Origin of the sequence: Rhizobium laguerreae (assembly GCF_019778565.1) — a bacterium.
Taxonomy (GTDB): domain Bacteria; phylum Pseudomonadota; class Alphaproteobacteria; order Rhizobiales; family Rhizobiaceae; genus Rhizobium; species Rhizobium laguerreae.
In genome coordinates this window covers 214,224-231,758 of sequence record NZ_JAAXQT010000009.1, presented here as the reverse complement: position 1 = coordinate 231,758, position 17,535 = coordinate 214,224, and the positions used below count along the sequence as shown (strand labels likewise).

Here is a 17,535-nt window from a genome sequence, read left to right as displayed (position 1 = left end):
TGGATCGATGCGACGCACTTCAAATCTTTATTTGTCCCAAAACCGCTGCACGCTTTTGGACGAGATGCATCAGTCCGCCGGCTTCACGTCGTAAGCGAGCGTATATTTGTCGCCGCGCGGGGTGTAGGACACGGTCTTCTTTGCGCCCAGCACGACGTTTTCGTAATGCATTGGGAGGAGCCAGAGGTTGTTGAAGGTCTCTGTCGACAGCTCCTTGAGAAGGGGCGCGCGTGCAGCTTCATCGAGTGTCGAACTCGCCTTGGCCAGCACCTCGTCGATCTTCGGATCGGACACGCCGCCGCCGTTATATCTGCCGGTCCCCTTTTTCTCGTCGCGCGTGGCGACGAGTGCAACAGTCGGATTGGTGGTTTCGCCGGTGTTCACACCCCAGGAGCCGAAATAGGTGCTGTAGGTGCCCTTTGAATAGGCTTCCGAATACATCGACCAGGGCAGGACCTCGACTTTCGATTTGATGCCGATGCGCGTGAACATCTGGCCGACCGCCTGCAGAACTTCGGCATCCTTGACGTAACGGCCAGAGGGGCCATGCAGGGTCAGGCTGAAGCCATCCGGATAACCGGCCTCAGCCAGAAGCGCCTTGGCTGCAGCAGGATCATAGCCCACCTTCTCGACTTTTTCGGAATAGCCCGCATAGCCTTGGACGACGAATTGGTCGGCCACCGTGCCATTCTTCTGCATGACGCGGTCGACGATTGCCGGCCGGTTGATCGACATCAGCATTGCGCGACGCACCCGTTCATCCTTGAGCGGGTTCTTGTCGAGATCGGAACCATCCGCAGCCTTCACGAAAGGTGAAACATCGCGGCTGACATCGAGCCCAAGATAGACGAAGCGGGAAGATAGGCCGTTGATGACTTGCAGATTATCGCTCGCTTCGACGCGTGCCATTCCATCGGCAGGAAGAGTTTCGACAATGTCGATCTCGTTGGAAAGAAGCGATGCCAGACGGGCGCCGTCATCGGGCAGGAAGCGCAGCGTGACGTTCGACCAGTGCGAGGGGCCAGCGAAATAGCCGTCATTGCGCTTCAAGGTCAGGTTGCTGCCTGGCGAATAGGAGACGAAGGAATAGGCCCCGGTTCCGATTGCACATTTGCCGTTGTCGAAATCCTGGACCGGCGCCTCCTTGCAATCGGCGCTGATAATGCGAATTCGGCTGACGGAATTCAGCAGGATCGGATCCGGAACCTTCGTCTCGACGACGATGGTATAGGGATCCGTGGCCGTGACATTGACAATATTGCGGGTGTAGGAAGCAAAGCTCTGGCTGGGCTTGTCGCGGGCACGCAGAAGCGAAGCGATGACGTCATCGGCGTTGAACTCGCTGCCGTCATGGAATTTCACGCCCTTCCGCAGCTTGAATTCCCAGTGGGTTGGGTCGACGACCTTCCATTCGGTGGCGAGCTCCGGAGCATTTGCCGAGGTTCCCGTGAGGTTTATGAGGCTGTCCCAGATATGGCGCGAGGTCGCATTGTTTGGCGCCGAACTGTCTTCATGGGGATCCAGCGTCGTCGGCGTCGTCGACATCCCGATCGTCAGCGGGGCTTCCTGTGCGACGACCATTGCAGGAATAGCAATCGTTCCGAGCAGCCCGATCGCTGCCCGCGTCAATGTTTTTGCGGCCATTTCATCCATCCCGGTTTAGCGTTTTTGGGCCGACCTTGCTTGGTCGGTGCGAGCAGGTTCCCGTCCGCTCTTGACACAAATTGGTAAGGGGGCCTCAAGGGGGCTGTCAAACGGAAAACAAGCGCGTTACGATAGGCGTAACTTGAAAGTATGCCAATCCTTCGACCTTAGTCGCGGAGAAACTTCTGGTCTTATGGACAAAAGACAACCATCAAAAAGCGATACCGTGCAATCTGTTGATGTCTGCATTGACGTATTGCTGAATGTCGCCAAAAACCCGGATATCAGACTGACTGAGGTGGCGCAGAACCTCGGGGAAACCAAGCCGAGAATTTTGCGCATGTTACGCACACTGGAACGGCGCGGCCTGGTGCGGAAGAGCGATACGGGCACTTATCGGCTGGGGACGACTGCGATCATTCTCGGGACCGCTGCCTCGACACAGGTTGATCTGGTGCGAATAGCCAATCCTATCCTTGAAGAAGTCGGCCAAAAGGCGAACGAAACGACCCAGCTCAGGATCATCGACAATGGGGAATCCCTGTGCATTGCAAAGTTCGAACCGATGCGCGACTTGCGGGTGCAGGCGATGATCGGTCGAAGACGGCCGCTCACGGCCGGCTCGTACAAGGTGCTTCTCGCCTATCTCCACCCCCAGGTGCAGTTACAAATGATCCCGGAGACTTTGCCGCGGCTGACCAAGCGCACGATCACGGATCGTGGCAAGCTGGTTGCTGAATTGGATAAAATCCGCCGCCAGGGATTTTGTGTGAGTTATGGTGAAGTCAGCGAGCAACTCGTCTCCGTCTCAGTGCCGGTTCTGGCATTCGACGGGTCCGTGATCGCCGCGGTGAATGTCGGCGCCCCGGCCTTCCGCACACAAAAAAGCGACGTCGACCGCTTCATCGTTCTGCTGAAGGAGGCCTCCAGCAAGATATCCGCCCGGCTGGGATGGTAGAAGTTTTCGTTGCGCGCCATGCGGAAAGGCCCCTTCTTTAGGCAAACTCAGGGGAAAAGATCGGGGAGTTCGGCGCGTGCGATGCGTCGCAATCTGACCGCTTCTGCCATGTCTATCGAGCGATAGGGAAACCGCAAGCGGGTGCTTACGGGTCCCCAATTGCCGATCGCACTCAAAAGTTTGTCGAGAGCGGCGTTCGAATAGCCAAATTCCTGGCGAAAGGGGACGATATGCGCGTCCATAAACGTGCAGATGCGTCGCTCCAAATCGAGTGCGGCGTCTATATCGTTTCGCATCGAGACCGTCCAGGTCTGAGCACCGCGGGGACTAAGGCAGGCCACGTTGGAAAAAGAGCCTGCTGCCACACCTTCCTTGGTGCCGGTTGCGAGATGATGGCCGGGGACGAAGAGCGACAGCCCGGACAGATACAGGCGCGCCTCGACATACCAGGAAGCGTCGCCATCGGCGAGCTTGATGCCGATCACCTCAGACACCGCCGCGCAGACCATGCCGAGGTCCTTTGGCGCCAGCACCCGTTTTGCATGCGGCGGATTGTAGAGGATGAGCGGAATGCCGTCGGCAGCCTCGGCCGCTCGTTTGAGGAAGTCGACCGCTTCGGCATCGTTGAGCGGCCACCAGTCGGGCAATATGACCTGAATGGCGCGGGGATCGAGCACGGCGGCGCGGCGGACGCGATTGAGCATGATCAGCGGGTCGGGCTGGCAGGCACCGATGACGAATGGCGTTGAAGATGCCTTGCAGCGTTCGGCCAGCATTGCCTGGATGCTGTCAAACTCCGCCTCCGTCTGATTGTGGAATTCGCCGGCAGTGCCGTTCGAATAGATACCATCGACGCCGGCATCGATGAGGATGTCGATCTCTTCACCAAGCTTGTCGAATTCGATGCTGTCATCGGCTGCGATCGGCAGAAGCAGGCTCGCCCAATTTCCGCCGATGGCGGGACGCGGCGTCTTCGCATTCATCTCTTGTTTCTCCGATGGATGACGGATCAGTTGAGGTCGTCGCGGATGCAGGCCTTGAAGTGGCCGGGAGCGATTTCCCGCAGTTGCGGAACGGCGCCCGCGCAGGCTTCAAGCGCGCTCGGACAACGCGTGCGAAAAACACATCCGCTCGGCGGATTGGCCGGGCTTGGAATATCGCCTTTCAGGATCTGCCTGTTACGGCGGGCATCCGGATCAGGCGACGGAATCGCCGAGAGAAGCGCGCGTGTATAGGGATGCTGCGGTCTCGCATAGAGATCAACACTCGGCGCGATTTCCATGATGCGGCCGAGATAAAGCACGATCACCCGGTCGCAGATATATTCGACAACTGCAAGGTCATGCGAGATGAACAGCATGGTCAGGCCAAGCTGCTGCTGCAGATCGCGCAGCAGGTTGATCACTTGCGCCTGGATCGACACGTCGAGCGCCGAGACCGGCTCGTCGGCGACGATGAATTCTGGCGATAATGTCAACGCACGGGCAATGCCGATGCGCTGGCGCTGGCCACCGGAAAATTCATGGGCATATCGATTGATCGCATCGGCGGGCAGGTCGACCTGGGTCAAGGCCGACTGCGCCCGTTCGAGCCTGTCACGGGCGGTGCCGATCCCCTGGATCTTCAGGCCTTCCGTCAGGATCTCGCCGATCGTCATACGCGGCGACAGGCTAGCGAAGGGGTCCTGGAAAATATACTGCATGCGCGGCCGTTGCCTTCTGAGCGCGGAGGCGGAAAGTGCCGTGAGTTCTGTGCCGTCGAAACGGACGCTGCCTGACGACGGCTCGACCAGGCGAAGGACAGAGCGCCCGATCGTGGTCTTTCCGCTGCCGGATTCGCCGACAAGCCCGACGACTTCACCCTTGCCGATGTCGAAGGAGATACCCTCAAGAATGTTCAGCCGCGTGCCGCGGGAAGTATAATGTTTCGAAAGGTCACGGACGGAGAGCAGCGGTGCACTCATCTAGATCTCCTGCCATCTGATGCAGCGGCTGCGATGCTGCGGATTGACCTGTTCGAGTGCGGGAACGGCAGCGCGACAGGCATCGATCGCGAACTTGCAGCGCGGGGAAAAGGCACAGCCGCTCGGCATGTTCATCAGGCTCGGAACCATGCCGGGAATGGCCGCAAGCTTTTCGCCGGCCAGCTTCATCCGCGCGGCATCGCCAAGGCGCGGCATGGAGGCGAGAAGGCCCATCGTGTAGGGGTGCTTGGGATTGCGGAAAACCTCGCCGACCGGCCCTTCTTCGACGATCCGGCCGGCATACATTACCGCGACGCGATGGGCGATTTCGGCGACCACGCCGAGATTGTGGGTGACAAAGAGCATGGCCATGCCGCGCTCGCGCTGCAGTTTGAGGAGCAGGTCGAGAATCTGCGCCTGGATCGTCACGTCGAGCGCCGTTGTCGGCTCGTCGGCGATCAGCAGCGCCGGATCGCAGGCGAGCGCCATGGCGATCGTGGCACGCTGCCGCATGCCGCCCGACAGTTCGTGCGGATATTGGCGGGCGCGGCGCTGGGCATCCGGTATGCCGACGCTTTCAAGCAACGCGACGGCTGCGTTCATCGCCGCCTTGCGGTCCGCTCCGCGATGGATGCGGATCGGCTCGGCGATCTGGTCGCCGATGGTGAAGACGGGATTGAGGCTCGACATCGGCTCCTGGAATATCATGCCGATGTCGTCGCCCCTGATCCTGCGCATGCTCTCGTCATCTAGGGAGACCAGATCTCTGACCACGCCGTCGCTGGTCGCAAGGCGGATGCTGCCTGCAGCGATCACGCCGATGTTGCGGGTGAGCAGCCGCATGACGGATAGGCTGGTGACCGACTTGCCGGAGCCGGATTCGCCGACCAGTGCAAGCGTCTCACCGGCGGCAACGGTCAGGTCGATATTGTTGACCGCCGTGATCTCGCCGCCGCGGATGCGGAAGACCGTTCGCAATCCCCTGATGTCGAGTACGGGTTCGGCGGTCTGTTCCATCAGCCGGCTCAGTTCAGCAGACCGGTTGCACGCAGGATCTCGTCGATCCGCGCCGTTTCGGCATCGTTGAGGGAGGCACGCGGCCGCGGCATGACGGCGGAATCAATGATGCCGAGGCTGCGCATCGCCGCCTTGAAGGCGCCGATGCCGGCTGCGCCGCCGCTGACGCGGCCCTGCGCGACCCAGACGATTTCGAACAGGCGGCAGAGACGCTCCTGTTCCTTCCTCGCGGCGACCCAATCACCGCGCTGGGCAGCATCCCAAAGGCGGACATAGCCGTGCGGATCGACATTGGCGATACCGGGAACGACGCCATGGGCGCCCATCAGCAGGGCAGTATCGACGACGATCTCGGAGCCGGTCATCAGGAAGACGTCCTTGTGTTCGGCAAGATCGAGGAGCGCGTAGCGGAAGTTGCCGTCGTCGCCGCTGGAATCCTTGAGGCCGATAATCGCGCCTTCCCTGGCGAGCGTGACCACGGTGTGGCGCTGCAGCTTGACGTGAACGCAGACGGGAATGTCGTAGGCGACCAGCGGAATGTCCACCGCGTCGCGGATATAACGGAAGTGGTCGAGGATCTCGGACTGGCTGGTGACCGTATAAAATGGGGCCGTCACCACAACCGCATCGGCGCCGGCGGCCTTTGCGACCTTCGCATGGGCGATGACGCGATCCGTGGTCGGGTCAATGACGCCGACGATCAGCGGCACCCGGCCATTCACCACCTTGGCCGAATGTTCGATGATTTCCCGCCGGGTCTTTTCGTCATGGAAGATCACCTCGCTCGTCGAGCCGAGCACGAATACGCCATGGCAACCGGCATCGATCAGATGCTCGAGCACGCGTGTATAGGATGGATAGTCGACGGTGAGATCGGGATTGAGCGGTGTTACGACAGGGGGGATGACACCCTTGAATTTGGTCATTTTCGATTCTTTCGATTGTCAGTTCAGTTCGGCACGCGGGTCGAAGGCATCTCTGAGGCCATCGCCAATGAAGTTGATTGCCAGGACGGCAAGGATGAGCGCGGCGCCGGGGAAGAGCCATTGCCACGGATATTGTTCGAGCACGGCGGTCGAGCGGGCCGCGTTCAGCATGTTGCCCCAGCTTGCCGCCGGCGGGGCGATGCCGAGACCGAGAAAGGACAGGCCCGCCTCGAGCAGAATGGCATTGGCGATCTGCAGCGTTGCATAGACCACGAGGATATCGATCGAGTTCGGCAGGCCGTGGCGAAAGAGCAGATGTCCGATGCCGGCGCCCATGCCGCGGGCGGCCATGACGAAGTCGCGTTCACGCAATTCCAGCAGCCGCGAACGGATCATGCGCGCCAGCAGCGGCCAGGAAAGCAGCGAGATGACGAGCACCGTCGGCCAAATGCCGGTACCGGCAATCGAGGCGAGCACAAGCAGGAAGATGACGGGCGGCAGGGTCATTACCAAATCGACGAAGCGCATCGAGACGGCGTCCGTCCATCGTCCTGCAAGCGCCGAGATTGCCCCGAAGAGAAACCCGATGACTGCCGAAAGCGCGGTCGATGCGACGGCGACCAGAAGCGAAATGCGGCCGCCTTCGAGCACGCGGGCGAAGACGTCGCGGCCGACGCCATCGGCTCCGAACCAGTGCGTTGCCGTCGGGCCGCTATTCATCGCCAGAAGATCGATGTCGTTCGGCCGGAAAGCCCACCATAGCGGATAGGAGAGGATCAGCAGCAGCATTGGAATGGCAATACAGACGCCGGCAACGGCTGCGCGGTTGAGCAGAAACCGACTGAAGGCGCGAGCCAATGGTCCGGGGCTCCGGCGTTCGGAAGAGCGTGCCAGCATGATCAGCCCACCTTGATGCGCGGGTCGACGACCGCATAGGTGATGTCGGTCAGAAGATTGACGACGATAACGCAAGCACCGATGACGAGCGTCGCGCCCATGATGACGGGGTAGTCGCGAGTCTGCACGGCATCGACAAGCAAGAGACCCATACCCGGCCAGTTGAAGACGCTCTCGATGAAGATGGCGCCGCCGATTGCAAGCCCGATGGTGGAGCCGATCAGCGTCACGATCGGAAGAAGCGCATTGCGCAAGGCATGCTTGGTGATGACCCAGAACTCGCGAACGCCCTTTGCGCGGGCCGTGCGCACGTAATCCTGGTTCAGGACTTCGAGCAGCGACGCGCGCATGTAACGCATGATCAATGCGGCTTGCGCGACAGACAGAAGTGCCGCCGGCAGGATCAGATGGTGGAGGAGATCACCGAGCGAGAATTCCTCGCCCGGCGTCAGCATGCCGCCGGATGGCATCCAGTGCAGGCGGACGGAGAAAATATAAAGCCCGATCAGCGCGCTGAGGAAGGCAGGGCTCGAAATGCCGGCAAGCGCAACCACCGACAAGGAGAGATCGGCAAGCGAATTGCGGCGGACGGCGCCGATCACCCCGAAGGTAATGCCGGCGACGATGGCGAAGGCAAGTGCGGTGCCCATCAAGAGCACTGTCGGGCCGATCCGTGACAGCACTAAACCCAGAACCGGCTGATCGAGACGCTTGATCGAATAGCCGAGATTGCCGGTCAGCGCCTGCTGCAACCAGCCCAGATACTGCACGGGCAAGGGCTGATCGAGCCCGAGGCTTCGGCGCAGATCGGCAAGATCTGACGGCGACATCGGCAGATTCGGATCGATATAGGCATCGATCGGATCGCCGGGTGTCAGGCGCAGCAGCAGGAAGATCAGCATGCTCAGGGCAACGAGCATGCCTATTCCTATGATCAGACGTCTGAGACTGTATTGGAGCATCGGCAATCCGTCTTATCGGGCCGTCTTGTGAGGGTGGCCGAGGCCACCCTCGAGGCTTTCCCGGCAAACGCCTATTCGGCAATCGACCATTTCTGCGGATTGGCTTGGTAGGGGCCGCCGCCCGGCGCCGGCGTCCAGACGAAATCCTTCACCTTGGTCGAGACGATGCCGTAGCGGTTTGCCACCCAGAGCGTCGCCCAGGGCAGGTTCGTGTTCATCGCCTTGCAGACGTCCTGGTAGGCGGCATCCCGCTTGGTGCTATCAGGCTCGGCCAAGGCACTATCGAGCGCCTTGGTGAGGTCAGGCATGCGAACCCTGGCGACATTCGGTCCGGCCGGAGGGATCTGCTTCTCGTTGAGGCCGACATTGATGCTTCCGGCATCCGGCCCGTTCTGCAGCCCGGCATAAACCAACTGGAACTGGGCAATATCCGGCGTCGCATTGAGCACGATGCTGTTATAGGTCGGCGCATCGACGGCGCGCGGGACGATGTTGATGCCGACCTGGGCAAGCATTGCCTGGACTGCGGCAAGCACGTTGGTCGCCAGCGGCGTAGTGTAATAGGTCAGAAGCGTGATCGGTTTGCTGCCGTTGATCTGGTCCCAACCGGCTTCCGTCAGCAATTGCTTGGCCTTCTCGGGATCGTAGGTATAGGTGTCGATGCCCTGAGGTATCAGCTGTTCGGCGACATAGGCGCAATTGGCAGGCTTGGCCGCGCCGCCATAGAGGCTCTGGATGATGGCATCGCGATTGATCGCGTACATCACCGCCTGGCGGACGCGCACGTCCTTCCAGAGCGGGGAATCGTGGTTGAAGCCGAGATAGTTGACGACGAAAGAGTTGCCTTCGATGACCTTAAAGTCCTTGTTGTCCTTGAAGGTCGGCACGTCGTTGGAATCGACATAGGTGAACTGGATTTCGCCGGATCTCAGCGCCGCGATCGCTGCGGCCGGGTTGGCGAAATAGCGATTGATGACGCGTTCCAGTGCGGGTTTGCCACCGCGGTAATCGGTATTTGCGGCAAGTTCGACATATTGATCCGAGACGTATTTGGTGAATTTGAACGGACCGGTGCCGATCGGGGCCGTGGACCACCACGCGTTCTTCGCCAGTTGGTCGGCCGGAATCGAGGAGAGGGCATGCTCGGGCAGCATCATCACCTTGGTCATCGTGTCGGGAAAACTGCTGCTGGGGGCGCTGAGCTTGATGACAACAGTGTGATCGTCCGGTGTCTCGACCGACGATATGCCCTTCAGCCGGGCAGCGAGCACCGAGCCGGTTTTCGCTTCCATCGCAAGGCCCATGGTGAACTTCGCGTCCTTGGCGGTGAACGGTTTGCCGTCATGCCATTTGGCGTCCGCCAGCTTGAACGTGTAGGTCATCTGGTCGGAGCTGACCTCGTAGGAGCTTGCCAGCGCGCCGACGACCTTCTGCAGCTTCTCGTCATAGGTGATCAGCGGTTCGTAGTAGACGCTGAGCCAGGTGAAGCCGGCGGTCGCGGCGAGCGGATTGAAGTTGCCCTGGAAGCCTCCGGGGCCGACATCGAAACCGCCCGACAGCGTGGCTGCCTGAGCCTCAGCTGCAACGCCCGAAACGACAAGAGCCGGAACGGCAGCCGTCGACAGCAGGGCGCCAAGCGCAATGACGGATAATCTAGACAGTCTTTTCATGTGTTCCTCCCACGTTTGAACTTGTCTTGTTGTTGGCAATCACCCGGGCAATGCCTTCGTAGTGACGATCCAGGCGTCTGCGCGCCTCCTCCAGATCTTTTGCCTCGATCGCATCGACGATCGCGGCATGGTCGCGCCACGTCGCCATCGGATCGGCATTTTCAAGGTTGACGAAATCCGACGCCTTATAGAAGGCGAGCCAGAAGACATCGATCAGCCGCACCAGCGTTTCATTGTCCTGGCAGCGAAACAGCAGTCGGTGGAACAACTGGTCGTCTTGCGCAAAGGTTTCGCCCCGCTCAGCATGGGCGCGCATCCGATTGACGGTGGCGCGCAGCTCGGCGATGTCCTCCTCGCCGATCACGTCGATCGTCTTGCCGATCAATCCCACTTCCAGCGTACGCCGGATTTCGAGGACCTCCTCGATCTGCCGCAGGGCGCCGCCGAGGCCATAAGCGAGGTTGTCGAGAAGCGGCTCGAAGGAAAAGGCCTTCACGAAGATGCCGACGCCGCGCCGCGTCTCCAGCACGCCGAGCGATTCCAACGCCTTTATGCCTTCCCTCAGCGAATTGCGGCTGACGCCGAGCTGGGTGGCGAGCTCTCCTTCCGCCGGAAGCAGGGTGCCGGGCGCAAGGCCATTGTCGTCGATATAGGCGCGCAGACTTTCCTGCACGGAGACATGCAACAGCGGCGCGCGCGTTAGCGGCTTCATCGATTTCAATGTCATGCCGGTCACTTTCCCGCATCGCCGATAAGATTGAAGTTACATATCGACTTGTAGGATATCTGTCAAATGGTCAGGTTTGGAGAGCTGCCGCCGAACCCGGCTGGCAGCCGTTTGAGGCGGGAGTTTTTGGGCACCGGAAGGACCACAAGAACGGCGCACTTTTGCCGGAATTACTTCATTGGAGGCTTTGATCGACCTCTGGAGAGTGGACCACCACGCGGTTGCGGCCGGTCTTTTTGGCAAGGTAGAGGGCCGCATCCGCTTGTCGCTGCATGTGCTCTGCTGACACGGGTTCACCGTTTTGCATCGATATCGCTAGTCCGATGCTGACAGTGACCCAGGGACCGACGCGGGAAGTAGGATTTGGAAGAGACGCAGCTTCTACTCGGCTGCGAATTCTCTCAGCGATCACCCCGGCCTCCTGTTGATCGGAGCCTGGGAGAAAGACGAGAAATTCTTCGCCTCCGTACCGGGCGACCTGGTCCCGCTCGTCTCTCATGCTGCTCTGAATGATGCCGGCAACTTTCACCAGGCAGCGGTCGCCTTCGGCATGTCCGAGATTATCGTTGAGATGCTTGAAGTCGTCGACATCGCACATCAGCATCGCCGCGCCGTTCGTTCTTTTGAGGTCTTCGTTCCAGAAATGATTTAGCGTTTCCATCATCGAACGCCGGTTGGCGACACCCGTCAACGGGTCGGTCCGCGCCAGCAATTCCAGCTGCGAGTTGGCGTCTGTAAGCTCCGCGAGGCGACTTCGATCTCGTAACTCGAGCAAGAAAGTCTTCTGAGCGAAGATGGTGGCGGTGCGGCGGGCAACGACGGTTGCAGCCACACCGCTTGCGAAAAACAGCGTCCCGGCCAGAGCACTTCCCGCTTCAATGTCTGGATTGCGCAGCTGAAACACAAGGTAGAGACCGAGGGCAGCAGCGCCGATCGCCATCGCCCAACTGAGTGGAATCGGAAATATGATAATAGCAGTGACGGCCACAAAAAGCATGATGGTCAAATGCCGCTCGTAAAACTCACCACCGCTGTTAACCCCAACCAAGGCTACCGACAGGAGGATGAGAAAAACGGCCGAGAGGAGGAAAACTCCCTGCACCCACAAAGCATGCGGCCGCAGGAAGGCTATCGCGGCGACAAGAGCCGCTGGGGGAAGGATAGACGCTGGCCAAAGCATCGACATGACGGTTTCGGTCGGAAGCAAGATCGCGTTGAGACCCAACGTCAGGACGTCGAGCACGATAACCCAAACCATCCACGCGCGGATGATCTTGGCAGTCCGCGGCCAGGAGCGTTCGCCAAAAAGCTGGGCCAGTTCCCCATTGAGGCGGATATCACGCGTGCGTCCACCGAGCAGGCGCTCGACTTGCTCTACAATGGCCGGGCTCAACCTCTGAAGAGGTTTCCGCGAAGACGCCCTTACCGGTTTGATAGGAGCTGTGGTTCGCTCGGTATCCATGTGTCGGATCTAGGGAGCAGACGACTGGAGGCAAGACGAGCCGCGAATTCCGCCCCAAAAGACCATATGCTTGCCCTAATGATTTTGTACCACGGGACAACAGTATGTCGTTACCGTATCATATTGGGTCAAAGTCTCGTTCGTGCCAGGCCGAACTCACGATTCAATTCTTTTCACGGCGATCACCTTTCAGTCGGTAGACCGACACGTGATTTGCCCTCCGTCAGAGCGGGATAGTAAGCGTTCGACTTGACGTCTGGTTTCCGAATGACGGCCGCTCACGCCGTGACCTGATTTCCAGCCAGCCCTCGTTGAGCAGGATCTTGACCGTCTGCACTGCGTTGTGGTGCATCTCGATGGCTGCTCCTTCCCATCGCTGACATCGGCATCTATGACAGGACAATACGGGCCTCTTGACCGGCGGCTGTAATGGGAGTGGCAGTTGCTCAACTGAGCGCGATAGGGTTTTGCGCAAATCCGGCGGACGACCTATCCGGCGAGCCACTTCAGCGGCAAATGGACGGTGGATGACGGCTGCAATTTGTCGCAGTTCCAAAAGCGCCATTCCAAACCACGCGAGGAGTTGCCAGGTGATATCGCACTCCATATATTGATAGCATAACCATCAGCCTTAAGGGAGTGCAATCGATGGCTGCAGTTACAATACGCAATTTGTCTGACGAGACACACCGTGCCTTAAGAGTGAGGGCAGCTCATCACGGCCGCAGTACAGAAGCAGAAATCCGTGACATCCTTGAAACAGCGGTACGGCCAGCTGAGCGCGTCATGTTGGGCTCGTTGCTAGCATCGATCGGCCGCGAGGCAGGACTTTCCAACAACGACGTGGATAATCTGCAGCTAGTCCGAGACAAAGCAGCTGCGGAACCTATGAGTTTCGAATGATCCTGATCGATACCAACGTCATCTCGGAGCCATGGAAGCCCACACCCGATTATCAGGTGCTGGCGTGGATCGATGCTCAAGCAGTGGAAACCCTGTTCGTTTCGGCGATTACAGTAGCTGAGTTGCGGTTCGGCATTGCCGCGATGCCTAGCGGAAGACGAAAGACCGTCCTCTACGATCGACTAGAACAGGAAGTTCTGCCTCTATTTTTAGGGCGCGTTCTATCCTTCGACATGGCTGCGTCACAGAGCTATTCGGAATTGATGGCGCGAGCACGCCTAGCAGGTCGGGCAATCGGTAAAGCAGATGCCTATATCGCCGCAACTGCCGCTGCGAACGGATTTATTGTCGCCACCCGCGACACTAGTCCCTTCGAAGCCGCAGGACTTAACGTTATCAACCCGTGGTACGCACCAACATAGCAGCGACAAAGCGTCAGATGATTGCGGAGCCGCAATCGCCAGCTCGACCCATCAAGAGCGGTAGGTTGACAGTCGTCTCGGTCCCCTGTTAGGCCCCTTCCTCGCACGACAGAACCGCCTGCGTTGGGCATTTCACCTAGCACAGAATGCTACGAGGCCTCGATGCTACGTGCAACCTCTTCGAGAATGTGGGCGCGGGAATCTATGGATTAAAAGGTGACTAAAATAATCATCTTATGTTGACAAGGCCAATTTCGCTCCATAGGTTCCGCCCGCATCCGTGACGTAGGGACCAAGCAATGGCTTATGTTTTTTTGAACGTTTCTAATAATCTACTAACAATTTACAGAGAGACGCTATTTGCCACGACAGCGATCCTCCTGATTGGCGTTGCGGTGCCGCCGGCCTTCGCCCAGACCGCTTCCGCAGATGCCAACGCGACTGCGCTGGAACCGATCGTCATTCAAGGTGCAGCCTCTGATAGCAAGACCGACCGGACGTCGGTGACAGCCAAAAACAGCGCCGGCGCAACCAAGATCAGCACGCCGCTCGTTGAGACGCCGCGTTCGATCTCGGTGACGACGGAGAAGGAAATCGAGCAACGCGGCGCGCAGACGGTCATCGAGGCCGTGCGCTATTCGGCCGGCGTGACGACAGGAACGAGCGGCTTCGATCCGCGCTTCGATCAGATCTACATTCGGGGCTACAACGCCACGACGGTCGGCGACTATCGTGACGGATTGCGCCAGCCCTATATCAATTACGGCACGTTCCGTACCGAACCCTATCAGTTGCAGCGGGTCGAAGTGATAAAGGGGCCGGTTTCCGTTCTTTACGGTTCTGGTTCGCCGGGCGGCCTCGTCAACAAGATATCGAAGCTTCCGACCGAGGAGCCGATCCGCGAAGTCGGCATTAGCTACGGCACCGAGGATCGGGTGCAGGGGATGTTCGATTTCGGCGGGCCGATAAGCGAAGACAACGAGGATTTTCTTTATCGCATCGTCGGCGTCGCCCGCCGCGGCGACACCAATTTCGATATTGCCGACGACCGCTATTTGCTAGCGCCGTCCTTTACCTGGAGGCCTGACGAGGGCACGTCCTTTACGGTTTATGGCCTGGCGCAGGCCGACGAGACCGACTCTAACGTCGGCGCGATCACGACCTCAGACGGGAGGATCCTCGACATTAGGGCGAGCGATCCCGACTATGACTACCAGAAGGTCAAGCAGCAGCAGGTCGGCTATCAGTTCGAGCATGAATTCGACAATGGCCTGACATTCCGGCAGAACCTGCGTTATTCGCATCTCGATCTCAGGGCTCGCTACCTCGGCGTTTCCAGCTGGACCGGGACCGTCGCGCATCGTGGCACAAATGCGATCCGGGACGAAATGAACGTTTTCCAGGTCGACAATCAGCTCGAGGCGAAGTTCGACACAGGCCCGCTTGCGCATACGATGCTGTTCGGGGTCGACTACACCAATCTCCAGTCGAGTTTTGGCTATGGCGCCGGAGCCGCCGATCCGGCATTCGACTTCGATATCGCCAATCCGACTTATGGAGTCTCGGGCGCCACGCCGGATTATAATGTCTTGGCTTCCGATGCCGACATGCGGCAGGTCGGCATTTACGTCATGGACCAAATCGAGGTCGGAAACTGGCGCTTCAACCTCGGCGGCCGGCAGACCTGGGTGAATCAGACGCGAGATGCGACCTTGCCCACGGTCAGCTCGGAGGAGGTCGACAAGAACGCCTTCTCTGTACAGGCCGGCGCCCTTTACCTCTTCGACAACGGCATCGCGCCATTCGTTTCCTACGCGACCTCCTTCGATCCGGTCACCAACCGATCGGCTACCAACACAATTCTTCCGCCGACGAAGGGCGAGCAATACGAAGTCGGCGTGAAGTACCAGCCTCCCGGCTCCGATATCCTGCTGTCGGCCGTCGCCTATCACATCGTCGAGCAGAATAAGCCGAGGCTCGCCGACCCATTGACATTTGCCTACGATTCTCAAGGAGAGGTGACCGGAAAGGGCATCGAGCTTGAAGCCCGCGCGGCGATCGCCGACGGTCTCGATATTATTGCGGCCTATACCTACAACGACTCCGAAGTGACCGGGGGCAACAACGTCGGAAATACTCCGGCCATCACCCCGACCCATATTGCAAGCCTTTGGGCGAACTACACGTTCCAGGAAAGCAACCCCTTCAACGGTCTGTCGGTTGGCGCCGGCGTCCGCTACATCGGTGAGACCTGGACGGATGTGGCCAATACCTCGAAGAATCCTGCGACTTTCTACGTCGATGCATCGGCCTCCTATGATTTCGGCGCTGTCGACAAGAAATACGAGGGCCTGACAGCCGCCTTCAACATCCGCAACATAGCCGATGAGCGCGAAACAGTTTGCGAAGAGGGCTTCTGCTATCTCGGCCAGGGCCGCAACATGACCGGCACCCTGAAGTATCGGTGGTAAATACATGGCGGCGGAGACGAATGGAGCGCTCCAGCCCGCGACGTTGATCGCTGAACACCCCGTCGCTCATCGGGCCGTCGACCTCGACGGTCTGGTGGGCGACGGCGCGTTCTCCTATTGCCGCGGCAAGCTGATCAGCACTCTCCCGCAGACGGGCATCGTTGTTTCCTGCAGGGATCTTTGCGACCCGGCGATCTTCGACGAGATCATTGGCCGATATGCGCAAAAATTCCCGGGCAGCGACCGTCGTGCGATCGTCTCCATGTGGACGCTCTATTATTTCAGCATGCTGACGATTGCTCCGAGCGTCCATATGTTCATGAACCGCATCGCGCTACCGTTGGAGGTCGATCGGCTTTCGCTCGTCTGCAACGAACAGACAGGCGAGCCGGAAGCATTCGTGATGTCAGGCAGGCCCGAGGTGACGAGTGACCCGGCCGGCGAGCTTCACCGGCTGATGCTCGGTCATGCCGAGCCCGTCATCGCGGCGATCGCCGTCAATGCCGGCGTTGCGCCGAAGCTTCTCTGGAACAATGTCGCGGCCTATCTCTCCTGGATTCTGAAAGAGATCGCTCATCGCCATGAGCCCGCCCTCGTCGAAGGCGGCCTGGCGCTGCTGGAAGAAGCTCAATGGCCGGGCGGCGGGCGCAACCCGATGTTCGGCATGATCCGCATTGCGCGCCAGCAATGCGGGCTCGAATTCGTGCGCCGGAAAGTCTGCTGCCTGCGCTATAACCTGCCGGGCGTCGGCGGCTGCGGCGAAGCCTGCCCGCTGCCGGAGGGGCGCCACTAGCTCCTAGGCCCACCGCGCGCAGAGACGGTGCCCTGCGCCCCAGTTATTGCCAATGCCCGCCAAGCAGAAAGTCTCGTCGTCTCAAAGCATAGCCTCACCTGCCTCGACGTCGGCGAGTGACTTGACCATGAACAGGCATGGATGGTCCTCGTGCCAGAGCTTTGCAAAGACCTCCGCCCGCACAAAGCCGTTCCGGTCATAGAAGCGCCGCGTCGCCTCGAACTGCGGTTCATCGAGGCCGCGCGGGGCGAGCGTCTTGACCGTCAGCAGCCGCGCACCCAATTCATGGCCGAAACGTTCGGCCGCATCGATGAGATGGCGTCCGGCGCCGCGACCGTGATGTTCCGGTCGGGTCGCAATCAGCGCGATCTCGACGGCGTCGGGCGGGTGCGGCTTCAAGGCGATCAACGCGGTCACGACATTCGCTTCGACATAGCCGAACACCGGCAGGTCTTCGATCGCGTGGGCGCTCGCTTCGATGACCTCAGGTTCTGAAAACCAGTCGGGTAAAGCCCCCATGATCGATCGGCAGAGCTCTGCCTTGCCGGTCAGGATCTCAATTGTTTTTCCCATTTTCTCTCGCCTCCGATCGGTCGATTTAAACTTGACTCCTGTTATCACCTTAAAATAGACACTGCAATCAAGTCGTGTACTTTCCTCGAAAAAGGATGGCTAAGACCGAACCAGCCAGCAACGACAGAGCCTGATTTTCCATTTGTA

The 17,535-nt window shown here is 59.5% G+C and carries 16 protein-coding genes; 5 read left to right on the top strand and 11 right to left on the bottom strand.

What is annotated here, in order from left to right:
- Positions 1–69 precede the first annotated feature (69 nt).
- Positions 70–1,644, bottom strand: coding sequence for an ABC transporter substrate-binding protein (locus HFO71_RS25975; RefSeq protein ID WP_077980604.1), 1,575 nt, complete (start codon positions 1,642–1,644; stop codon positions 70–72).
- 193 nt (positions 1,645–1,837) lie between these two features.
- Between HFO71_RS25975 and HFO71_RS25970 the strand changes: the two genes are divergently transcribed.
- Positions 1,838–2,602: an IclR family transcriptional regulator gene (locus tag HFO71_RS25970; protein ID WP_077980605.1), complete on the top strand. Its 765-nt coding sequence runs from the start codon at positions 1,838–1,840 to the stop codon at positions 2,600–2,602.
- A 47-nt stretch (positions 2,603–2,649) separates the two neighbouring features.
- On the opposite strand, the gene HFO71_RS25965 is transcribed toward HFO71_RS25970, so the two are convergent.
- From HFO71_RS25965 to HFO71_RS25925, 9 genes are all read right to left on the bottom strand, one after another.
- The gene (locus tag HFO71_RS25965) at positions 2,650–3,585 is read right to left on the bottom strand and encodes a dihydrodipicolinate synthase family protein (RefSeq protein ID WP_077980606.1); all 936 of its coding nucleotides are present in this window, start codon (positions 3,583–3,585) and stop codon (positions 2,650–2,652) included.
- 26 nt (positions 3,586–3,611) lie between these two features.
- Complete coding sequence (locus tag HFO71_RS25960; protein ID WP_077980607.1) at positions 3,612–4,565, bottom strand: ABC transporter ATP-binding protein; 954 nt, start codon at positions 4,563–4,565, stop codon at positions 3,612–3,614.
- Entirely contained in the window at positions 4,566–5,582 is a 1,017-nt protein-coding gene (locus HFO71_RS25955; RefSeq protein ID WP_077980608.1) for an ABC transporter ATP-binding protein, read from the bottom strand.
- Between the two features lie 8 nt (positions 5,583–5,590).
- A complete protein-coding gene (locus HFO71_RS25950; protein ID WP_077980609.1) occupies positions 5,591–6,508 on the bottom strand; it encodes a dihydrodipicolinate synthase family protein in 918 nt (305 codons plus the stop codon).
- An 18-nt stretch (positions 6,509–6,526) separates the two neighbouring features.
- On the bottom strand, positions 6,527–7,405 hold the full coding sequence (locus HFO71_RS25945) for an ABC transporter permease (RefSeq protein WP_003550548.1): 879 nt from the start codon (positions 7,403–7,405) through the stop codon (positions 6,527–6,529).
- 2 nt (positions 7,406–7,407) lie between these two features.
- Entirely contained in the window at positions 7,408–8,367 is a 960-nt protein-coding gene (locus tag HFO71_RS25940) for an ABC transporter permease (protein WP_077980610.1), read from the bottom strand.
- A gap of 71 nt (positions 8,368–8,438) precedes the next feature.
- Positions 8,439–10,037, bottom strand: a complete 1,599-nt coding sequence (locus HFO71_RS25935) for an ABC transporter substrate-binding protein (protein WP_077980611.1) — start codon at positions 10,035–10,037, stop codon at positions 8,439–8,441.
- On the bottom strand, positions 10,021–10,764 hold the full coding sequence (locus tag HFO71_RS25930) for a FadR/GntR family transcriptional regulator (protein WP_168255521.1): 744 nt from the start codon (positions 10,762–10,764) through the stop codon (positions 10,021–10,023). The genes HFO71_RS25935 and HFO71_RS25930 overlap by 17 nt, the downstream gene beginning before the upstream one ends.
- A gap of 175 nt (positions 10,765–10,939) precedes the next feature.
- On the bottom strand, positions 10,940–12,226 hold the full coding sequence (locus HFO71_RS25925; RefSeq protein WP_077980613.1) for a GGDEF domain-containing protein: 1,287 nt from the start codon (positions 12,224–12,226) through the stop codon (positions 10,940–10,942).
- Positions 12,227–12,874: 648 nt separating this feature from the next.
- Between HFO71_RS25925 and HFO71_RS25920 the strand changes: the two genes are divergently transcribed.
- The 4 genes from HFO71_RS25920 (at position 12,875) to fhuF (ending at position 16,815) form a co-directional block, all read left to right on the top strand.
- On the top strand, positions 12,875–13,129 hold the full coding sequence (locus HFO71_RS25920) for a FitA-like ribbon-helix-helix domain-containing protein (protein ID WP_065282799.1): 255 nt from the start codon (positions 12,875–12,877) through the stop codon (positions 13,127–13,129).
- Positions 13,126–13,551, top strand: a complete 426-nt coding sequence (locus tag HFO71_RS25915; protein WP_077980614.1) for a type II toxin-antitoxin system VapC family toxin — start codon at positions 13,126–13,128, stop codon at positions 13,549–13,551. Before HFO71_RS25920 ends, HFO71_RS25915 begins: the two co-directional genes overlap by 4 nt.
- A 299-nt stretch (positions 13,552–13,850) precedes the next feature.
- Positions 13,851–16,022, top strand: a complete 2,172-nt coding sequence (locus HFO71_RS25910) for a TonB-dependent siderophore receptor (protein ID WP_221988581.1) — start codon at positions 13,851–13,853, stop codon at positions 16,020–16,022.
- Positions 16,023–16,026: 4 nt separating this feature from the next.
- The gene (fhuF, locus tag HFO71_RS25905; protein ID WP_077980616.1) at positions 16,027–16,815 is read left to right on the top strand and encodes a siderophore-iron reductase FhuF; all 789 of its coding nucleotides are present in this window, start codon (positions 16,027–16,029) and stop codon (positions 16,813–16,815) included.
- An 81-nt stretch (positions 16,816–16,896) separates the two neighbouring features.
- Here the strand turns inward: fhuF and HFO71_RS25900 are convergent, their stop codons facing one another.
- Entirely contained in the window at positions 16,897–17,388 is a 492-nt protein-coding gene (locus HFO71_RS25900) for a GNAT family N-acetyltransferase (protein WP_077980617.1), read from the bottom strand.
- Positions 17,389–17,535 lie beyond the last annotated feature (147 nt).

Coding starts and splice junctions, on each gene's coding strand:
- HFO71_RS25975 (WP_077980604.1), bottom strand. CDS start 1,644: ATGGCCGCAAAAACATTGACGCGGGCAGCGATCGGGCTGCTCGGAACG.
- HFO71_RS25970 (WP_077980605.1), top strand. CDS start 1,838: ATGGACAAAAGACAACCATCAAAAAGCGATACCGTGCAATCTGTTGAT.
- HFO71_RS25965 (WP_077980606.1), bottom strand. CDS start 3,585: ATGAATGCGAAGACGCCGCGTCCCGCCATCGGCGGAAATTGGGCGAGC.
- HFO71_RS25960 (WP_077980607.1), bottom strand. CDS start 4,565: ATGAGTGCACCGCTGCTCTCCGTCCGTGACCTTTCGAAACATTATACT.
- HFO71_RS25955 (WP_077980608.1), bottom strand. CDS start 5,582: ATGGAACAGACCGCCGAACCCGTACTCGACATCAGGGGATTGCGAACG.
- HFO71_RS25950 (WP_077980609.1), bottom strand. CDS start 6,508: ATGACCAAATTCAAGGGTGTCATCCCCCCTGTCGTAACACCGCTCAAT.
- HFO71_RS25945 (WP_003550548.1), bottom strand. CDS start 7,405: ATGCTGGCACGCTCTTCCGAACGCCGGAGCCCCGGACCATTGGCTCGC.
- HFO71_RS25940 (WP_077980610.1), bottom strand. CDS start 8,367: ATGCTCCAATACAGTCTCAGACGTCTGATCATAGGAATAGGCATGCTC.
- HFO71_RS25935 (WP_077980611.1), bottom strand. CDS start 10,037: ATGAAAAGACTGTCTAGATTATCCGTCATTGCGCTTGGCGCCCTGCTG.
- HFO71_RS25930 (WP_168255521.1), bottom strand. CDS start 10,764: ATGACATTGAAATCGATGAAGCCGCTAACGCGCGCGCCGCTGTTGCAT.
- HFO71_RS25925 (WP_077980613.1), bottom strand. CDS start 12,226: ATGGATACCGAGCGAACCACAGCTCCTATCAAACCGGTAAGGGCGTCT.
- HFO71_RS25920 (WP_065282799.1), top strand. CDS start 12,875: ATGGCTGCAGTTACAATACGCAATTTGTCTGACGAGACACACCGTGCC.
- HFO71_RS25915 (WP_077980614.1), top strand. CDS start 13,126: ATGATCCTGATCGATACCAACGTCATCTCGGAGCCATGGAAGCCCACA.
- HFO71_RS25910 (WP_221988581.1), top strand. CDS start 13,851: ATGGCTTATGTTTTTTTGAACGTTTCTAATAATCTACTAACAATTTAC.
- fhuF (WP_077980616.1), top strand. CDS start 16,027: ATGGCGGCGGAGACGAATGGAGCGCTCCAGCCCGCGACGTTGATCGCT.
- HFO71_RS25900 (WP_077980617.1), bottom strand. CDS start 17,388: ATGGGAAAAACAATTGAGATCCTGACCGGCAAGGCAGAGCTCTGCCGA.